At 72.0% G+C, this 14,863-nt stretch carries 17 protein-coding genes and 1 pseudogene; 5 read left to right on the top strand and 13 right to left on the bottom strand.

The genetic code is table 11. From position 1 onward, the window contains the following. The first annotated feature begins 112 nt into the window (after positions 1–112). On the top strand, positions 113–1,366 hold the full coding sequence (locus AY578_RS01400) for a glycoside hydrolase family 16 protein (RefSeq protein ID WP_161107609.1): 1,254 nt from the start codon (positions 113–115) through the stop codon (positions 1,364–1,366). Between the two features lie 112 nt (positions 1,367–1,478). Here the strand turns inward: AY578_RS01400 and AY578_RS01395 are convergent, their stop codons facing one another. Beyond that, the gene (locus tag AY578_RS01395; RefSeq protein WP_136237877.1) at positions 1,479–2,216 is read right to left on the bottom strand and encodes a D-Ala-D-Ala carboxypeptidase family metallohydrolase; all 738 of its coding nucleotides are present in this window, start codon (positions 2,214–2,216) and stop codon (positions 1,479–1,481) included. 243 nt (positions 2,217–2,459) lie between these two features. On the opposite strand from AY578_RS01395, the gene AY578_RS01390 reads away from it, so the two are divergent. Beyond that, positions 2,460–3,173, top strand: coding sequence for an FAD binding domain-containing protein (locus tag AY578_RS01390; RefSeq protein WP_258901725.1), 714 nt, complete (start codon positions 2,460–2,462; stop codon positions 3,171–3,173). 18 nt (positions 3,174–3,191) lie between these two features. Here the strand turns inward: AY578_RS01390 and AY578_RS01385 are convergent, their stop codons facing one another. Together AY578_RS01385 and AY578_RS01380 are read right to left on the bottom strand one after the other, a co-directional pair. Continuing rightward, entirely contained in the window at positions 3,192–4,670 is a 1,479-nt protein-coding gene (locus AY578_RS01385) for a glutamate-cysteine ligase family protein (RefSeq protein WP_028958825.1), read from the bottom strand. Between the two features lie 80 nt (positions 4,671–4,750). Further along, positions 4,751–4,930, bottom strand: coding sequence for a hypothetical protein (locus AY578_RS01380; RefSeq protein ID WP_199781903.1), 180 nt, complete (start codon positions 4,928–4,930; stop codon positions 4,751–4,753). Positions 4,931–5,130: 200 nt separating this feature from the next. Here AY578_RS01380 and AY578_RS01375 point away from each other — a divergent pair, with 200 nt between their 5' ends. Then, positions 5,131–5,325 (top strand): DUF2795 domain-containing protein, encoded by a 195-nt coding sequence (locus AY578_RS01375; protein ID WP_006131106.1) that lies wholly within the window; start codon positions 5,131–5,133, stop codon positions 5,323–5,325. Positions 5,326–5,400: 75 nt separating this feature from the next. Then, the gene (locus AY578_RS01370; RefSeq protein WP_019525683.1) at positions 5,401–5,814 is read left to right on the top strand and encodes an SRPBCC family protein; all 414 of its coding nucleotides are present in this window, start codon (positions 5,401–5,403) and stop codon (positions 5,812–5,814) included. Here AY578_RS01370 and AY578_RS01365 read toward each other — a convergent pair. After that, positions 5,788–6,735, bottom strand: a complete 948-nt coding sequence (locus tag AY578_RS01365) for a pentapeptide repeat-containing protein (RefSeq protein ID WP_019525684.1) — start codon at positions 6,733–6,735, stop codon at positions 5,788–5,790. The genes AY578_RS01370 and AY578_RS01365 overlap by 27 nt on opposite strands. 85 nt (positions 6,736–6,820) lie before the next feature. Continuing rightward, entirely contained in the window at positions 6,821–7,414 is a 594-nt protein-coding gene (locus AY578_RS01360) for a CGNR zinc finger domain-containing protein (RefSeq protein ID WP_019525685.1), read from the bottom strand. 109 nt (positions 7,415–7,523) lie between these two features. On the opposite strand from AY578_RS01360, the gene AY578_RS01355 reads away from it, so the two are divergent. Continuing rightward, a complete protein-coding gene (locus AY578_RS01355; RefSeq protein WP_028958827.1) occupies positions 7,524–8,216 on the top strand; it encodes an SDR family oxidoreductase in 693 nt (230 codons plus the stop codon). A 20-nt stretch (positions 8,217–8,236) separates the two neighbouring features. Here AY578_RS01355 and AY578_RS01350 read toward each other — a convergent pair. From AY578_RS01350 to AY578_RS01315, 8 genes and pseudogenes are all read right to left on the bottom strand, one after another. Beyond that, positions 8,237–8,500, bottom strand: a pseudogene (locus tag AY578_RS01350) (GNAT family N-acetyltransferase); the annotation flags it as partial. Positions 8,501–8,575: 75 nt separating this feature from the next. Beyond that, positions 8,576–9,367: an enoyl-CoA hydratase/isomerase family protein gene (locus AY578_RS01345; protein WP_019525687.1), complete on the bottom strand. Its 792-nt coding sequence runs from the start codon at positions 9,365–9,367 to the stop codon at positions 8,576–8,578. Beyond that, a complete protein-coding gene (locus AY578_RS01340) occupies positions 9,364–10,632 on the bottom strand; it encodes a cytochrome P450 (RefSeq protein ID WP_258901719.1) in 1,269 nt (422 codons plus the stop codon). The genes AY578_RS01345 and AY578_RS01340 overlap by 4 nt, the downstream gene beginning before the upstream one ends. Positions 10,633–10,786: 154 nt before the next feature. Next, a complete protein-coding gene (locus tag AY578_RS01335) occupies positions 10,787–12,091 on the bottom strand; it encodes a cytochrome P450 family protein (protein WP_019525689.1) in 1,305 nt (434 codons plus the stop codon). Positions 12,092–12,248: 157 nt separating this feature from the next. Continuing rightward, positions 12,249–12,851, bottom strand: coding sequence for a GTP-binding protein (locus AY578_RS01330; RefSeq protein WP_019525690.1), 603 nt, complete (start codon positions 12,849–12,851; stop codon positions 12,249–12,251). Then, on the bottom strand, positions 12,826–13,200 hold the full coding sequence (locus tag AY578_RS01325) for a DUF742 domain-containing protein (RefSeq protein WP_019525691.1): 375 nt from the start codon (positions 13,198–13,200) through the stop codon (positions 12,826–12,828). The genes AY578_RS01330 and AY578_RS01325 overlap by 26 nt, the downstream gene beginning before the upstream one ends. After that, on the bottom strand, positions 13,200–13,598 hold the full coding sequence (locus AY578_RS01320; protein ID WP_019525692.1) for a roadblock/LC7 domain-containing protein: 399 nt from the start codon (positions 13,596–13,598) through the stop codon (positions 13,200–13,202). The genes AY578_RS01325 and AY578_RS01320 overlap by 1 nt, the downstream gene beginning before the upstream one ends. After that, positions 13,595–14,806, bottom strand: a complete 1,212-nt coding sequence (locus tag AY578_RS01315) for an ATP-binding protein (RefSeq protein ID WP_026243954.1) — start codon at positions 14,804–14,806, stop codon at positions 13,595–13,597. Before AY578_RS01315 ends, AY578_RS01320 begins: the two co-directional genes overlap by 4 nt. Positions 14,807–14,863: the final 57 nt, after the last annotated feature.

Here is a 14,863-nt window from a genome sequence, read left to right as displayed (position 1 = left end):
CCAGGGGGTTGACGCCTTCTTATCTCACATCTTGAATCAAGTGGTTGAACCTTCACCCCCCACCACGGTCGGCGCACCCGTCCCCACGGGTCGCCGTACGGAAGGGAGAGCCATGTCCTCTCCGCGCACGCGCCGCAGATGGCTGGTCGCAGCCCTGTCCGCCGCGCTCCTCGCCTCCGGCGTGGCCGGCACGGCCGCACAGGCGCAGCCCGCCCGCGACGCCGCACCGGCCTCGGACGTCTCCACCGCGGCCGTCGCCTTCTCGGACACCTTCGACGGCCCCGCGGGCGCGGCGGTCGACGGATCGAAGTGGCAGATCGAGACCGGCGACAACGTCAACAACCACGAACGGCAGTACTACACCGCGGGGAACGCCAACGCGGCGCTCGACGGCCAGGGCCACCTGGTCATCACCGCCCGCAAGGAGAACCCGGCCAACTACCAGTGCTGGTACGGCACCTGCCAGTACACGTCGGCCCGGCTGAACACCTCCGGCAAGTTCCACGCGCAGTACGGGCACGTCGAGGCCAGGATGAAGATCCCGCGCGGGCAGGGCATGTGGCCCGCGTTCTGGATGCTCGGCACCCCGGTCAACTGGCCGGACTCGGGCGAGATCGACATCATGGAGAACGTCGGCTTCGAGCCGTCCGCCGTGCACGGCACGATCCACGGCCCCGGCTACTCCGGGTCCGGCGGCATCGGCGCCGGCTACACGCTGCCCGGCGGTCAGGCCTTCGCGGACGCCTTCCACACCTTCGCCGTCGACTGGGCGCCGGACCGCATCACCTGGTCCGTGGACGGCAACGTCTACCAGACCCGCACGCCCGCCGACCTGGGCGGCCGCCAGTGGGTGTTCAACAAGCCCTTCTTCATCATCCTCAACCTGGCGGTGGGGGGTTACTGGCCCGGCGACCCGGACGGCTCCACCGCCTTCCCGCAGCAACTCCTCGTCGACCACGTCTCGGTGACGACCAGCGACACCTCGACCGGCGGCGCGATCCGCGGCCTCGCCGGCAAGTGCGTGGACGTCGCCGGGGCCAACACCGCCAACGGCACGCCCGTCCAGCTCTACGACTGCAACGGCACCGCCGCGCAGCGTTGGACGGTGGGTTCCGACGGTACGATCCGGGCGCTGGGCAAGTGCCTGGACGTCACCTCGGGCGGCACGGCCGACGGCACGCCCGTGCAGCTGTGGGACTGCAACGGCACGGCGGCCCAGCGCTGGGTGGTCACCGCCGCCCGTGACATCGTCAACCCCCAGGCCGACAAGTGCCTGGACGTGACCGGCAACAACTCCGCCAACGGCACCCGGCTGCAGATCTGGACCTGCGCGGGCACCGCGAACCAGAAGTGGACGGTGGGCTGACCCCGCGGAAGCGGCGGGTCGAGCCCGACATCGTGTGAATACGCCGCACATCGCAGACGAGGGGGTCCTGCACGGGACCCCCTCGTCGTCTCTCAGGCGTGTGCCGCGGACGTCAGATGCCGCAGGTCGAGGCCGACCAGAAGCGGCTGCCGCGGTGGTCGACGTGCGTGTGGTCGCTGTGGCCCGGGTAGCCGGGGCCGAGGATGCCGTTGAAGCCGTGGTTGCGGGCCTGCTTGGCAAGCGTGCACAGCGAGTGCGGTCCCGCGCCGAGGTCGGCCGCGTCGCCGTACAGATGGCGGCTGTTGCTCGCGCCGCCCACCGCGCTGTTGCAGGACTGGGAGCGGAAGCCGCTGGTGACCCGGATCGGCTGGTCGCCGAGCGCGTGCCGCAGCGCCTCCAGCTTCCACATGGTGCGCAGGGCGTTGGACTTGGCCGTCGCGGCGCTCACCGCGCCGCCCGACCAGGTCGAGTTGCAGCGGTTCAGTTCGGCGTAGTCGAAGTGGATGGGCGTGCAGTCGTCGTCCTGGAGGGCGTACAGCTTGCTGAAGGTGGCGGGGCCGGCCACTCCGTCGGAGGCGAGGCCGTAGGCGGACTGGAAGCGCTTGAGGGCGGCGGCGGTGGCCGGGCCGAACTCGCCGTCGACGGTCAGCACGGCGCCGTAGCCGGGGTAGCCGCTCAGCCGGATCTGGAGCTGGGTGACGTCGGCGCCGGACGCGCCCTGGGAGAGGGTGCGGTTCCAGGTGTAACAGCCGTCGGCGTGCGCGGTCCCTGCGGTCGCCAGGGAGCCCGCCGCCAAACCAGCCATGAGCATGACAACGGACAGTACGAGTCTCAGTGCGCGTTTCAACATGCGGCCTCCGCTTCCGGTGCGAGGGATCGAGGTGGGCAACGAGCCGTGTGACGCGCGTCAACCATGAGGCAAACACCCGGCCTGACGCAAGGTGTCCCGGACCGGAGCACGCCCCGTCCCCGTGAGCCCTGTACGCGCCCCTGGCCCGCTGCGGAGAATGCGGTGCCGGTCCTCTCAGCGCCGACAAGTTCCTTACCCACCGCCCCTGTTGGACCCTCCGCAGAGGAAAGCAGGTCGATCGCCGTGTTGCTGCGTCTCCCCACCTCCCTGTCCGAAGCCCGGCGGTGTCTGGCCGACGGCGCGGTGCCCGTCGGCGGGGCCACGCTCGTCTGGGCACAGTGGCAGCGCGACGGCTTCCCGGACCAGGCGATGTCCCTGCGCCGGCTGCCCGAGGCCACCGTGGTGGACGCGGAGACCCTGGGCGCGGCCGTGCTGCTGCACCAGATCGACGACCGCGTGCCGGAGGTGCTGCGCCGCGCGGCCGCCTCCATCGGCACCGGCGCCGTGCGCCGGACGGCCACCGTCGGCGGCAACATCGTCGGCAGCACCCTGCGCTGTCTGCTGCCCCCGGCGCTGGTCCTGGACGCGCGGGCGACCGTCATGGACGGCGACGGCACGTACGAGGCCGAACTGGCGGAGGTGGTGGCCAAGCGCCCCCTGATGCTCGACATCCGCTGGCGCCGTCCGCTCGTCAGCGCCTACTGGAAGGCCCCCGGCGAGGTGGGCGGACCGCCGCCGCTGGTGGTCGCCACCGCCGTGCACACGGAGGAGGACGGCGGGCGCCGGCTGCTCACCGCCGTACGGGACGGTGACGAGGCCGTCAGCGCGAGCGTCCCCGCGACGGCGGACGCGGGCCGGGTGCTCGACGACCTGGAGGGCACGGCGCTGGGCGGCCTGCCCGGGGAGGCCTGGGACGCAATCCGCCGGGAGGTGACGGACATCCTCCGGCGCGCCTGAGTCCACGCGCCTCCCGCCTCACTCCACGGGCCAGGTGTGCACCGGCGCGTTCAGGTGCATGTAGTCGATGTACTGCTGCGTCATGCGGCGCAGCGCCTCGTGCCGCCCGCAGTGCGCGGTCGCGTCGATGTGGTGGAACATCTCCTTCTGCCACACCGCGCCGTTGCGGCCCGTCACACAGCGCTGCTCGATGACGCCGAGCAGCGGCTCCCGCCACGCGTCGTCCATCCCGGAGAGCTCCAGGCCCCGGTGCGCCAGCGGCAGCAGCCGCCGCAGGACCAGCTCCGCCGCCGGGACCTCGCCCATGCCGGGCCAGTACAGCCGCGCGTCGATGCCGTACCGGGCGGCCGTACGCAGGTTGTCCTCGGCGGCGGAGAAGGACATCCGCGACCACACCGGCCGCTCCTCCTCCACCAGGCCGCGGGTCAGCCCGTAGTAGAAGGCGCCGTTGGCGAGGGTGTCGGCGACGGTCGGGCCCGCGGGCAGCACCCGGTTCTCGATGCGCACGTGCGGCTTGTCGCGGGAGACGGCGTACACCGGCCGGTTCCAGCGGTAGATGGTGCCGTTGTGCAGCGTCAGCTCGCCGAGGTCCGGGATGTCGCCGCGCAGCAGGGTCTCCGCCGGATCCTGGTCGTCGCACAGCGGGAGCAGGGCGGGGAAGTAGCGCAGGTTCTCCTCGAAGAGGTCGAACACGCTGGTGATCCACCGCTCACCGAACCACACCCGGGGCCGCACCCCCTGCACCTTGATCTCCTCGGGGCGGGTGTCGGTGGCCTGCTCGAACAGCGGGATCCGCGTCTCGTGCCACAGCTCCTTGCCGAACAAGAAGGGCGAGTTGGCCGCGAGCGCCACCTGCACCCCGGCGACCGCCTGCGCCGCGTTCCAGTACGCCGCGAAGTCCTCCGGGTCGACCTGGAGGTGGAACTGCGTGCTGGTGCAGGCGGCCTCCGGGGTGATGGTGTCGGCGTAGGTGCGCAGCCGGTCGATGCCGGTCACCTCGATGTGCAGGTCCTCGCCGCGCGCCGCGAAGATCTGGTCGTTGAGCAGCCGGTAGCGCGGGTTCTCCGAGAGGGCGCCCTCCCCGACGTCCTCGTGGCGCAGGGTGGGGAGGACGCCCGTCATGATCAGGTGCGTGCCGATGGAGCGGGCGCGCTGCTCCGCGTGGTTCAGGGCGGCGCGGATCTCGGACTCCCAGGCGTCGGGACCGCCCTCGGTCAGCCGCCGGGGCGCGATGTTGATCTCAAGGTTGAACCGGCCCAGCTCGGTGTCCCAGGCCGGGTCCGCGATCGCCTCCAGCGCGTCGGTGTTGCGCATCGCGGGCTCGGCGCGGTCGTCGACCAGGTTCAGCTCGATCTCGAGGCCCACCTGGGGCCGCTCGGCCTCGAAACGCGACTCGCGCAGCATCTGGGCGAGCGCGTCGAGGCACTGCTGCATCTTGATCCGGTAGCGGCGGCGGTCCTCGCGGGTGAAGGTGAGCGCCGGGACGTCCCGTCCCATCGGTCTCCCTCCAGGCTGTTCGTCCGGAAGCTGACCACCCCAGCGTCGCACCGGTGGCCGTCGGCGACCAGGCGAGTCACTCAGCCCGTGGGCCCCTCCGCGAGGAACCGGGTCAGGCTGTCCATCAGCATGGTGCTGCGGTGCTCGGCCATGTCCGGCTCCTCCTTCGTGTCACAGGTCTGACGCAGCCCGATCCGGGTCGCCGGGCCGTGACCGTCCAGCTCCACCGCCATCACGGAGGGCTCGGCGCGCCCCGGCACGTCGCGATCCTCGTCTCTCGTACCGGCGGCCCCGTCGGGGCGTGTGGGAGGCGGACGAGGGCGTCAGCGGAACGTCATCGGCGCCGGCGCACATGCGGGCTCCGGACCGCGCGGAGAGCTGAATCGGCTCGCCGGGCGCCGGGTACCCGGCCGGTCCTCGCGCGGAACCGCCGCGCCGCAAGCACCAGGGGAGGCCCGCCATGGCCGACCTCAGCCCCATCGACCTGCAGAAGGCGCTCAAAGGCGCCGACTACCCCGCCGCCAAGGACGACCTCGTGTCGGTGGCGCGGAGCAACGGCGCCGACGACAGCCTCGTGAAGAAGCTGTCGGAGACCGGGACCAAGCGGTTCGACGGTCCCAACGAGGTGCAGAAGGCCGTCTTCGGCAACGAATGACCCGCATGCCGGGGCTGCCGCCCGCCTCCCATGGGCCGGCCCCGACGTCCGTCACCGACCGAGGACGGTGCACCGATGACCGAGTACGAACGCTCACACACCATGCCGGCCCCGCCCGAGCAGGTCTTCGACCAGGCGGCGAACGTCGGCCAGATGGGTGACTGGCTGCCGGGGGAGCTGCATGTGCGCGCCGAGGAGCTGCCCGCCGTGACGGTGCACGAGGACCGCACCGACGAGGACACCTCCGCCCTGCTGCGGGCCCGGCGGGAGCAGATGCGCCTGGAGTGGGGCACACGGGAGCGGGGCGGCTACGCCGGCTGGCTCCAGGTCGCCGGCATCGACAGCGGCGCCAGCGAGGTGACCGTGCACCTCTCCTTCTTCGACGACCGTCACGACCCCGGCGAGGAGCAGGCGACCGGCGCCCTCGACGACAGCCTGCGGCGGCTGGAGCGGCAGGTCCTGCTACGCGTCGACAACGCCGCCGGCTGATTTCTCAGGCGCCCAGTGGGCGGGGCGGTCCAGCGACGGCGGGAGGGTCGTCGCCGCGTCGCCCCGTGCCGCGTTCAGCTGCGCCTGGGTGAGGAACAGGGCGCCGGTGAGGTCGGCGCCCGACAGGTCCGCGCCCCGCAGATCGGCGCCGATCAGGTCCGCGTGGCGCAGGTCCGCCCCCCTGAGGTCGGCGCCGACCAGCAGTGCGCCGCGCAGACTCGCCCCGCGCAGATCCGCCCCCGACAGCCGCGCGCCCATCAGATCGGCGCCGCGGTGGTCCTTCCGGCGGCCCGGCACCCGGGCGGCCCGCGTCAGCTCGCCGGCCCGCAGCAGCAGCGGGTTGACCTCCCCGCGCAGCGCGTTCACGTCGAGCGCGGCGACCGACGCGGCGTCGCCCCGGGTCAGCTTCTCGATCCGCGCCAGCGCCCGGCGCAGCTCGCGGTGCACGGGACGGGCCGCCGGGAGCTCCAGCGCCTCGGCGGTGTGGGCGAGCAGTTCGTGGAGCTGCCGCATGACCGGGAACACCGCGAACATCGCGGACGCCGACTCCGGGTCGCGCCGCCAGTCGGTGCCGCCGAAGGTGACCTGCGAGACCTTCTGCCCCGCGCCGAAGCAGTCGAAGACGGTGCAGCCCCGGTAGCCCTCCTCGCGCAGCCGGGCGTGGATGCCGCAGCCGAAGTCGTCCCGCAGATGGCCGCAGGCCCGCCCGGCGGGCTTGTCCCGGGCGAAGTCGGCGGAGCGGGCGAACGGCAGGGCCACGCAGCACAGGCCGAAGCAGGACGAGCAGTCGGCGCGCAGATCCTCACGGTTCACCAGGGGCAGCTCGCGGTCCGGGCGAGGCCGCGTCCGCTCGTGTCGCTCCTGCCGCCGGGGCCGTCCGCCGCCGTGGGCGGACGAGCGGGTTCCGTGCTGTGGCGACACCGTGCACGCTCCTGGGCCGACGACGGGCACCCCGGTGCCCTGAACGCCGCTCATTCTGGCAGACGACGTGATCGTCCCCGCCCGGTCACTCCCCGGCCGGCGCCTCGGCCGCCCGCTGCTTCCGCCGGGCCCGGGACGCCCGCAGATTCGCGGCGTTCCCGCACCGGCGGACGTCGTGCCAGACGCCGCTGTTGTTGCGCGAACGGTCGTAGAACGCGGACCGGCAGGCCGGCTCGCGGCACAGCTTCAGCCGCTGCCAGGTGCCGTCGGTCTGCGCGAGCAGCACCTGCGCCCACACGGCGGCCTCCAGCCACTCGCCGGGACTCCCGACCGGCACCAGCGCCACCCGGCCCTCCTCGTCGAGGCCCGGCCGCAGGGAGACGTCGGTGGGCGCCCGGACCGCCTGCGCCTCGCCGGTCACCAGGGCGGCGAGCCGCTCCCGCAGGGCCCTCACCCGCTCCAGGTCCCCGTAGCGCGGCTCCCCCGAGGGGCCCGGCCACCCCTGTTCCTCGGCCCACGCGGCGGTCACCTCCCGCAGCCACCGGCCGCCGCTAAACCCGTCGCCGAGCACGTCCTCGCCGTACGGCGGGATGGCGCGGGTGTTGAGCAGCTCCTGCACCAGAGCGAGGCCGCCCGGGGCGGGGCGGATGCGGTAGCGCTCGGTCGAGGTCCAAGACATAGGTCAATCGTACTTGACTCTGTCGCGATCCGGGCGCACTCTAGCGACATAAGCAAAACGCTTTTACTTACGTCGCGACTCCGTCGCACACCTACGAGGAGCAGGGATCATGACCGAGATCAAGGGAGCCCGGGTGCTGGTGACCGGCGGGCAGCGCGGGCTGGGCAAGGCCTTCGCCGCCGCGCTGCTGGAGGCCGGCGCCGAGACGGTGTACGTCACCGCGCGCCGCCCCGAGCCGGAGACGGACCCGCGGCTGGTGCCGCTGGCCCTGGAGGTGAGCGACGACGCGTCGGTGGCCCGGCTGGCGGAGCAGGTGCCGGACGTGGACATCGTGGTCAACAACGCGGGCGCGACGATCCCCAACGGTCTGCTGGGCAACGGCGTCGACGAGGTCGCGCACCTTCTCGACGTGAACGTCCTGGGCGCGCTGCGCGTCACGCAGGCGTTCGCCCCGGTGCTCGCCCGCAGGGGCGGGGGAGCGGTGGTGAACGTGCACTCGGTGCTGTCGTGGGCGTCCGGCACGGGCGCGTACGGCGTGAGCAAGGCCGCACTGTGGTCGCTCACCAACTCCCTGCGCCACGAGCTCGCCGGCCAGGGCACCCAGGTCGTCGGCGTCCACCTCGGCTACACCGACACCGACATGGTGCGCGCCCTGGACGTGCCGAAGAACGACCCGCGTGACGTCGCCGCCCAGGTGGTCGAGGCGCTCCTCAAGGGTGAGAGCGAGGTGCTCGCCGACGAGGTGACCCGGCACTTCAAGGCCGCGCTGTCCGGCCCCGTCGAAGGACTCGCGGTGGCCTGACCGGCCTCACCGGCGCACGGTCACCGCACCACCGTCTCCCGGGTGTCCACCGCGTGGTGGAGGGTCAGCCCGTGCCGCTCGTACAGGCGGGGCGCCCCGGTGGCGTTGGCCGTGTCTACGCCGAGCCCCACCGTGTCCCGGCCGCGCGCGGTGAAGACGCCGAACGCGTGCCGCAGCAGGAAGCCGCCCAGGCCCCGGCCGCGGGCGGCGGGCACGACGCCGACGCTGCGGATCCATCCCATCGCCTCGCGGTCGTCGCGCGCGATCAGGAAACCGCAGTCAATGACTTTTCCGGCAGCCGCGTACGACCACGGCGGCACCCACCCGAAGAGGGGCGCCGCCGTCCGTGCGTCACCGGGTCAGCGTGCCGCGCCCGCCGCGCGCTGGCCGGTGAGGACCGCCGTCAGCAGTTCCGGGTCGAACAGCGACACGTCCGCGAGCCGGGTCGGCGAGGCAAGGGCGTTGAGCATCGCCTTGGTGACCCGCACCGCCGGCTCCGGCCGTCGCAGCACGGGCTTCGCCCATGCCATGACCGCGGCGTCGAGCGCCTCCGCCGGCACCACCTTGTGCAGCACCGACAGTCCCAGGGCCTCCTGGGCGTCGAAGACCCGCGCGGTGAGGATCAGTTCCCGCACCCGCGCCACCCCCACCTCGCTGATCAGCCGGGGGAGCAGCCCGCCCCACGCGGGCGGCACCCCCAGGGCCAGCTCGGGCAGCCGGAACGTGGCCGTGTCCACGCCCACCCTCAGATCGCAGGCGAGCAGCAGACCCACGCCCGCGCCGACCGCCCTGCCCTGCACCCGGGCGATGGTGACGGCGGGGTTGGACGTGAGGGCCTCGCACACCCGCAGCGCCTTCTTCCCGGAGACGCGGATGCCGTCACCGGTGGGATCGGCGTCCAGGTGCTGCGGGAACTCGCGCCGGTCGCCGCCCAGGCAGAAGGCGTCCCCCGCCGCCGACAGCACCAGGACCCGCACGCCCGGGTCCTGGTCGTCCAGGACGGTGAGGAGGTCGTCGAGCATGGCGTCGCCGACCGCGTTCCCCTCCTCCGGCAGGTGCAGCTCGACCGTGAGCAGGGGCCCCTGCCGGTAGGTGCGCACGGTCTTGAGCACCTGTTCGGCGGGGGGTTCGGCGAGGGGCGATGCGGTCATACGGTCACCTTCAGGGACGTGATGCGGCGGAAGACGAGACGGGAGTTGTCGTAGGAGGGCGGCCCGGCCGGGCGGAGCGTGGGGAAGCGCTCCAGGACCTGCGCGATGGCCTCCCGCGCCTCGAACCGGGCGAGGGGAGCGCCGAGGCAGTAGTGCGGTCCGCTGCCGAACGTGATGTGGCCGCCGTCGCGCAGGATGTCGAAGACGTGCGGGTCCGGGTTGCGCCGCGGGTCGTGGGCGGCCGCCCCGTACAGGATGTGCACGGTGGTGTCCTTGGCGAGCGGGGTCCCCGCCAGGACCGTGTCGTCCGCGGCTATGTGGGAGTTGAGCCACACCGGCGGGTCGTAGCGCAGCGTCTCCTCGATCAGGTCGTCGATGTGCTCCGGGTGCGCCCGCAGCCACTCCGCGCGGGCGGGCTCCGCCGTGGCGAAGCGCACCGCGTTGGTCAGCAGCACCGCGCTCGTCTCCAGCGAGGCGATGGTGATGAACATGGTCAGGTGGTAGATCACCCGCGCCGCGGCCTCCGGGTCGTCCGCGAAATGGGCGTCCCAGTGGTGGATCCAGCCGGTGAGGACATCGTTGCCAGGGTGCGCCCGGCGCTCGCTGATCAGCTCGCCGAAGAAGGCCCGCATCTCCAGCGTGGCCTGCCCCGCCTGCGCCAACTGCTCCTTGCTCGGGAAGAGTTCCTGCGCGTACGCCTGACGGTGGGCGAAGTCCAGGATGTGCGCGTGGTGCTCCTGGGGGATGCCCAGCCACTCGCCGACCGTGCGGACCGGGAGCAGTTCGGCGACCGTCTGCACGAAGTCGGCCTCCCCGTCCGCCTTCAGGCGCTCCTCCAGGTCGTCCAGCAGCCCGGTGACGACCCGCGCGATCGCCGGACGCAGACCCTCCAGGGTGGAGCGGTCGAAGGGGTTGCCGAGCGCGCGCCGCTGGCAGGTGTGCGACGGGGCGTTGATACGGGACAGGGTGCCGGTGAGTTCCTGGGTGGCCAGCTCCTGCCAGCGGCGCGGGTCGGGCTGCCGCTCCTGCCAGGCGAAGTCCGGCACCAGCCAGTTCCTGGACCGCAGGACCTGGCTGCATGCCTCGAACGAGGTGACGAAGTAGGCGCCCCAGGGGGCGCGCACGACGTCCCCCATGGAGCGCAGCCCCTCCCAGACGGGCAGGGGGTCTGCCTGCCCCTCCGGCGAACGGAGGTGGCGGAGAAGGGAAACGACGGCTCGGCGGTCACTGATGGCGGTGCCGCTTATGTCGCCAACGGCGGTCACGTGGTGCTCCTTCGGCTGGACGCTACCGTTACCGCCGGAACCTACCCTTCCTGATGTGTATGTCATGTGTCGTTGAGTGTTGCACCTGTCACATGCCAAGCACTTGCCAACTGCCGTTCCGTGAGCTCTGGTTGTGGCGCCACCGGTGGTGGCGTCAGACACGGAAGACGTCCAGGAAGCTGCTCCAGAACCCCTTCTTGCGCGTCGGCGTCTGACGGGCCGGCTGGGACGACGGCACGGAGGCGGGACGCTCCGCCTCGGGCATCGCCGCGACCCGCTCACGCATGGCCGTGGCCGTGCGGGTGGCCGGCGTGGGGCTGAATGTCACGGGCAGGGACACCAGCGCGCGGTGGAACGGCCCCGGCCGCCACTCCAGTTCCTTCTCCGGCACGGCGAGCTCCAGATCGGGCAGCGCGTTCAGCAGCCGCTCGATCGCGGTGGTCGCGATGACCTGCGCCGGGTCCTTCGCGGGGCAGGCGTGCGGCCCCGCGCCCCATGCGAGATGGGCGCCCTTGCTGTGCACGCGGCGGGCCTCCTCCAGCGCCGGGTCGGCGTTGGCCCCCGCGAAGGAGATGACCACCGGCGTGTTCGCCTCGGCCACATGGCCGCCCAGGTCCACGTCCCGCACCGGGTAGTGCGTGGCGTAGTTGGCGATCGGCGTCTGGTTCCACAGCACGTGGTCCATCGCCTCCTCGATCAGCATGCCGCTCTCCCGGGCGCCCGCCCCGGACAGCAGCAGCATCAGCGAACTGCCGATGAGGTTGCGCTCCGGTTCGATGCCGGCGCCCATCAACAGCACCAGCTGGTCCTTGAGTTCCTCGTCGGTCAGCCCGGCGGGGTGCTGGATCAGCCACGACGTGACGTCGTCGTCGGGGCTGCGGCGCTTGAGCGCGATCAACTCCATGAGGGCCGACGTCAGTTCCTCGTCGGCACGCACCGCGTCCTTGCCGTCGAAGATCGCCGACACGGCGGAGGTGACGGTGTCGCCGATCTCCGCCGGGCAGCCGAACAGCTTGTTGAACAGCAGCAGCGGCAGCAGCTTGGCGTAGTCGCCCAGCAGGTCGGCCCGGCCCAGCTCGCTGAACCGGTCGATCAGGTAGTCGGCGATCGGCTCCACGTCACGCCGGATCCGCGTGGTGTTGAGCCGCGCCAGACTGTCCACCACGGCCTTGCGGAGCCGCAGATGCACCGCGCCGTCGGTGAACAGACAGCTCGGCCGGTACGCCATCATCGGCAGCACCGGGCTGTCCAGGCCGATACGGCCCTCGTTCAGGGCCTTCCAGCGGCGGGCGTCACGGGCGAACAGCTCCGTGTTCTGCAGCACCCGCAGCGCCATCTCGTGCCCGACGACCAGCGTGGCGTCCACACCGGGGGCGAGCTCCACCGGACCAGCCGGGGCGTGTTCCCGCAGCCGGTCGTAGACCTGGTGCGGATCGGTGGCGAAACCGGCGTCGTGCATGGGGCATCTGCCCGCACCCGACGCGGACGGGGAGTGAGCTTCCATCAAGTCTTCCTAACTGAAACAACCGTGGACCGGGGGCGGTGCACGGTGACCGGGAGCCGGGGGCCGGAAGGCCGGGGCCCTCCGGCCCCCGGACCGGGCGGACGCGAGGAGGTCAGGACGTGCGCTCGAGCAGGTGCCGCACCAGCGCGATCAGCGCCTTCGCGGACGACTGCTGGTCCCGGGCGTCGCAGTGGACGACCGGGGTGTCCGGCAGCAGGTCGAGCGCCTCACGCACCTCCGCCTCCTCGTACACGGGGGCGGAGTCGAAGCAGTTGACGGCGATGGCGTACTCCAGGCCGTAGCCCTCGATGAGGTCGATGACCGGGAAGGTCTCCTCCAGCCGCGCCGGGTCGACCAGCAGCAGCGCGCCCAGCGCCCCGCGTGCCATGTCCTCCCACAGCTGCATGAACCGCTGCTGTCCCGGCGTGCCGAAGAGGTACAGCACCAGGTCGTCGCTGAGGGTGAGACGGCCGAAGTCCAGCGCGACCGTGGTGGTGGTCTTGCCGGTGACGCCCCTGAGGTCGTCGACGTGCGCCGACGCCTGGGTCATCTTCTCCTCGGTGCGCAGCGGCGTGATCTCCGACAGCGAGCCGATGAAGGTCGTCTTGCCCACGGCGAAGTGCCCGACGACGAGGATCTTTGCGGCGTTGGTCACCGCGCTGGAGACGTAGATGGACTTCTGGGCCGTCTCAGCCGATGAGGGATTGGAGTCCATTCAGAACCTTCTCGAGGGTCGCTCTGTCAACGTTCTGGGCCCGGGGCGGCTCGGCCCGGCGGAGCAGATGCCCCTGTTCCGATAAATCGGTGAGCAGCAGCCGGGCCACCCCGACCGGAAGGCCGAGGTGGCCGGCCACCTCGGCGACCGACAGGTAGCCACCCGAGCACAGCTCCCAGATCGCCTTCACCTCGGGGCCGGCCCCCAGCGGCAGCGTCCGGTCGGGGGCCAGCGTGACGAGGGTGTGCAGCGCCAGTTCGTCCGAGGACGGCAGGCTCCGTCCGCCGGTGATGACGTAGGAGCGGACGAAGTCACTGGTGACGGGTGATTCCTCGCCTGGACCCGTCATCAGCCGACACCGTTGTCGGAGCGGGGAGCCACGCTCATGGCCTTGTTGAGCGCCGTCACCGTCTTCTGCATACGGAACGACATGGCCTCCATGTCGACGTCCACCGCGGCCGAGACCGCCAGGTAGGAGCCCTGCCCGGCCGCGATGAGGAAGATCCAGCCGCCGTCGTACTCCAGCAGCGTCTGCTTCCAGATGCCGTGCCCGGCGCCGACGAAACCGGCGACCGCCCGGCTCAGCGACTGCATGGAGCTCATCGCGGCCGCGTTGGTCTCCGCGTCGTCGCGCGAGATGTCGTCCGAACGCTGGAGCAGCAGGCCGTCGCCGGAGACGAGGATGGCGTGGCGGGCGCCGCGCACCTCGAGCACGTCGTTCAGCACCCACGACAGGTCGGTCTTCACTGGTGGTCAGGTCCTTCCGTGGTGTTCGTGGTCCGTCCGAGCTGGGTGCCGCGTGCGAACGCCCCCAGGCGCGACGCGGTGACTTCGCCGGACGACTCGGAGGTCTCCTCGTCGAGGGCGGCCGTGTCCGGCGGGGGCGGCACCACCGCGATGGGGCCCTGACGGCGCCGCCGCTTGGGCAGGCCGCCGGACGTCGTGCCCACCACGAGCGTCGGGCCCACGGGCACCGGCGCCAGGCGCTGCGGAGCGTCCTCCTGGCCTTCCTCGGCGGGCTCCTGCTCCGGCTCGGCGGGCGCGATCACGTCGGCCGAGAGGAGGCTCTCCGGAACCCGGATCACCGCGCGCACACCGCCGTACGGCGAGACCGAGCCGACGGAGACGTGGAACCCGTAGCGGTTCGCGAGCATGCCGCACACCGCGAAGCCGAACCGGGGCGGGTCGCCGAGACCGGTGATGTCGACCGCGCCGTCCGCGGACAGCAGGTCCGCCGCACGGTCCTTGGTCTCCTGGTCCATGCCGAGGCCGGCGTCGTCCACGATGAACACCACACCCGTGGGCACGGCCTGGATGTTGACCTCCACCGGGGTGCCCGGCGCGCTGTAGGTCGTGGCGTTGTCCAGCAGCTCCGCCAGTACCACGGCGACCGGCTCGACCGCCTTGCCCGCCACGGCCACGCTGACCTGGGCGTGGATGCTGACCCGGTCGAAGTCCTTGATGCGGCCCTGGGCGCTGCGGGCGACGTCGTACACCGTCGCCGCCCCGTCACGGCGGCCCAGCCAGCCGCCGCACAGCACCGAGATGCCCTTGGCCCGGCGGCTGAACTGGCTGCCGGTGTGGTCCACCGACATCAGATCGGCCAGCACCTCGCTGTCGTTGCCGTACTTCTTCAGCAGTTGGTCCAGGAGCACCTGCTGCTCCTCGGCGAGCGACTGGAGCGTGCCCATGGCCGACTTGAGCACGGCCTTGGTCGCCGACTCGGCGTCCGCCCGCACATCGGCCAGCTCACCCCGGTGCCTGGTGTCGAGCGAGCCGATGTGGGCTTCCAGTTGCCCGATCCGTCCCTGGGCCTGGCCCAGGCCCGCCTCCAGATCCTTCCTCGTTCTTCGGAGCGCCAGATTGGTTCTCCGGGCCCGCAGCACTGCGAGGACCGCAGCGGCGAGCACCACCAGCAGGATCCACAACAGCGGATCCTTGATCAATGACGTCATGAGACTCTCTTCAAGTCGCATCGCATCGGGAGCATGAGAATGCCGGCGCACGCGGAC

It is taken from the genome of Streptomyces thermocarboxydus, from assembly GCF_024760485.1.
Taxonomy (GTDB): domain Bacteria; phylum Actinomycetota; class Actinomycetes; order Streptomycetales; family Streptomycetaceae; genus Streptomyces; species Streptomyces cellulosae.
Note: the sequence above shows the minus strand (reverse complement) of the source record. Positions and strands in the feature narration are given on the sequence as shown.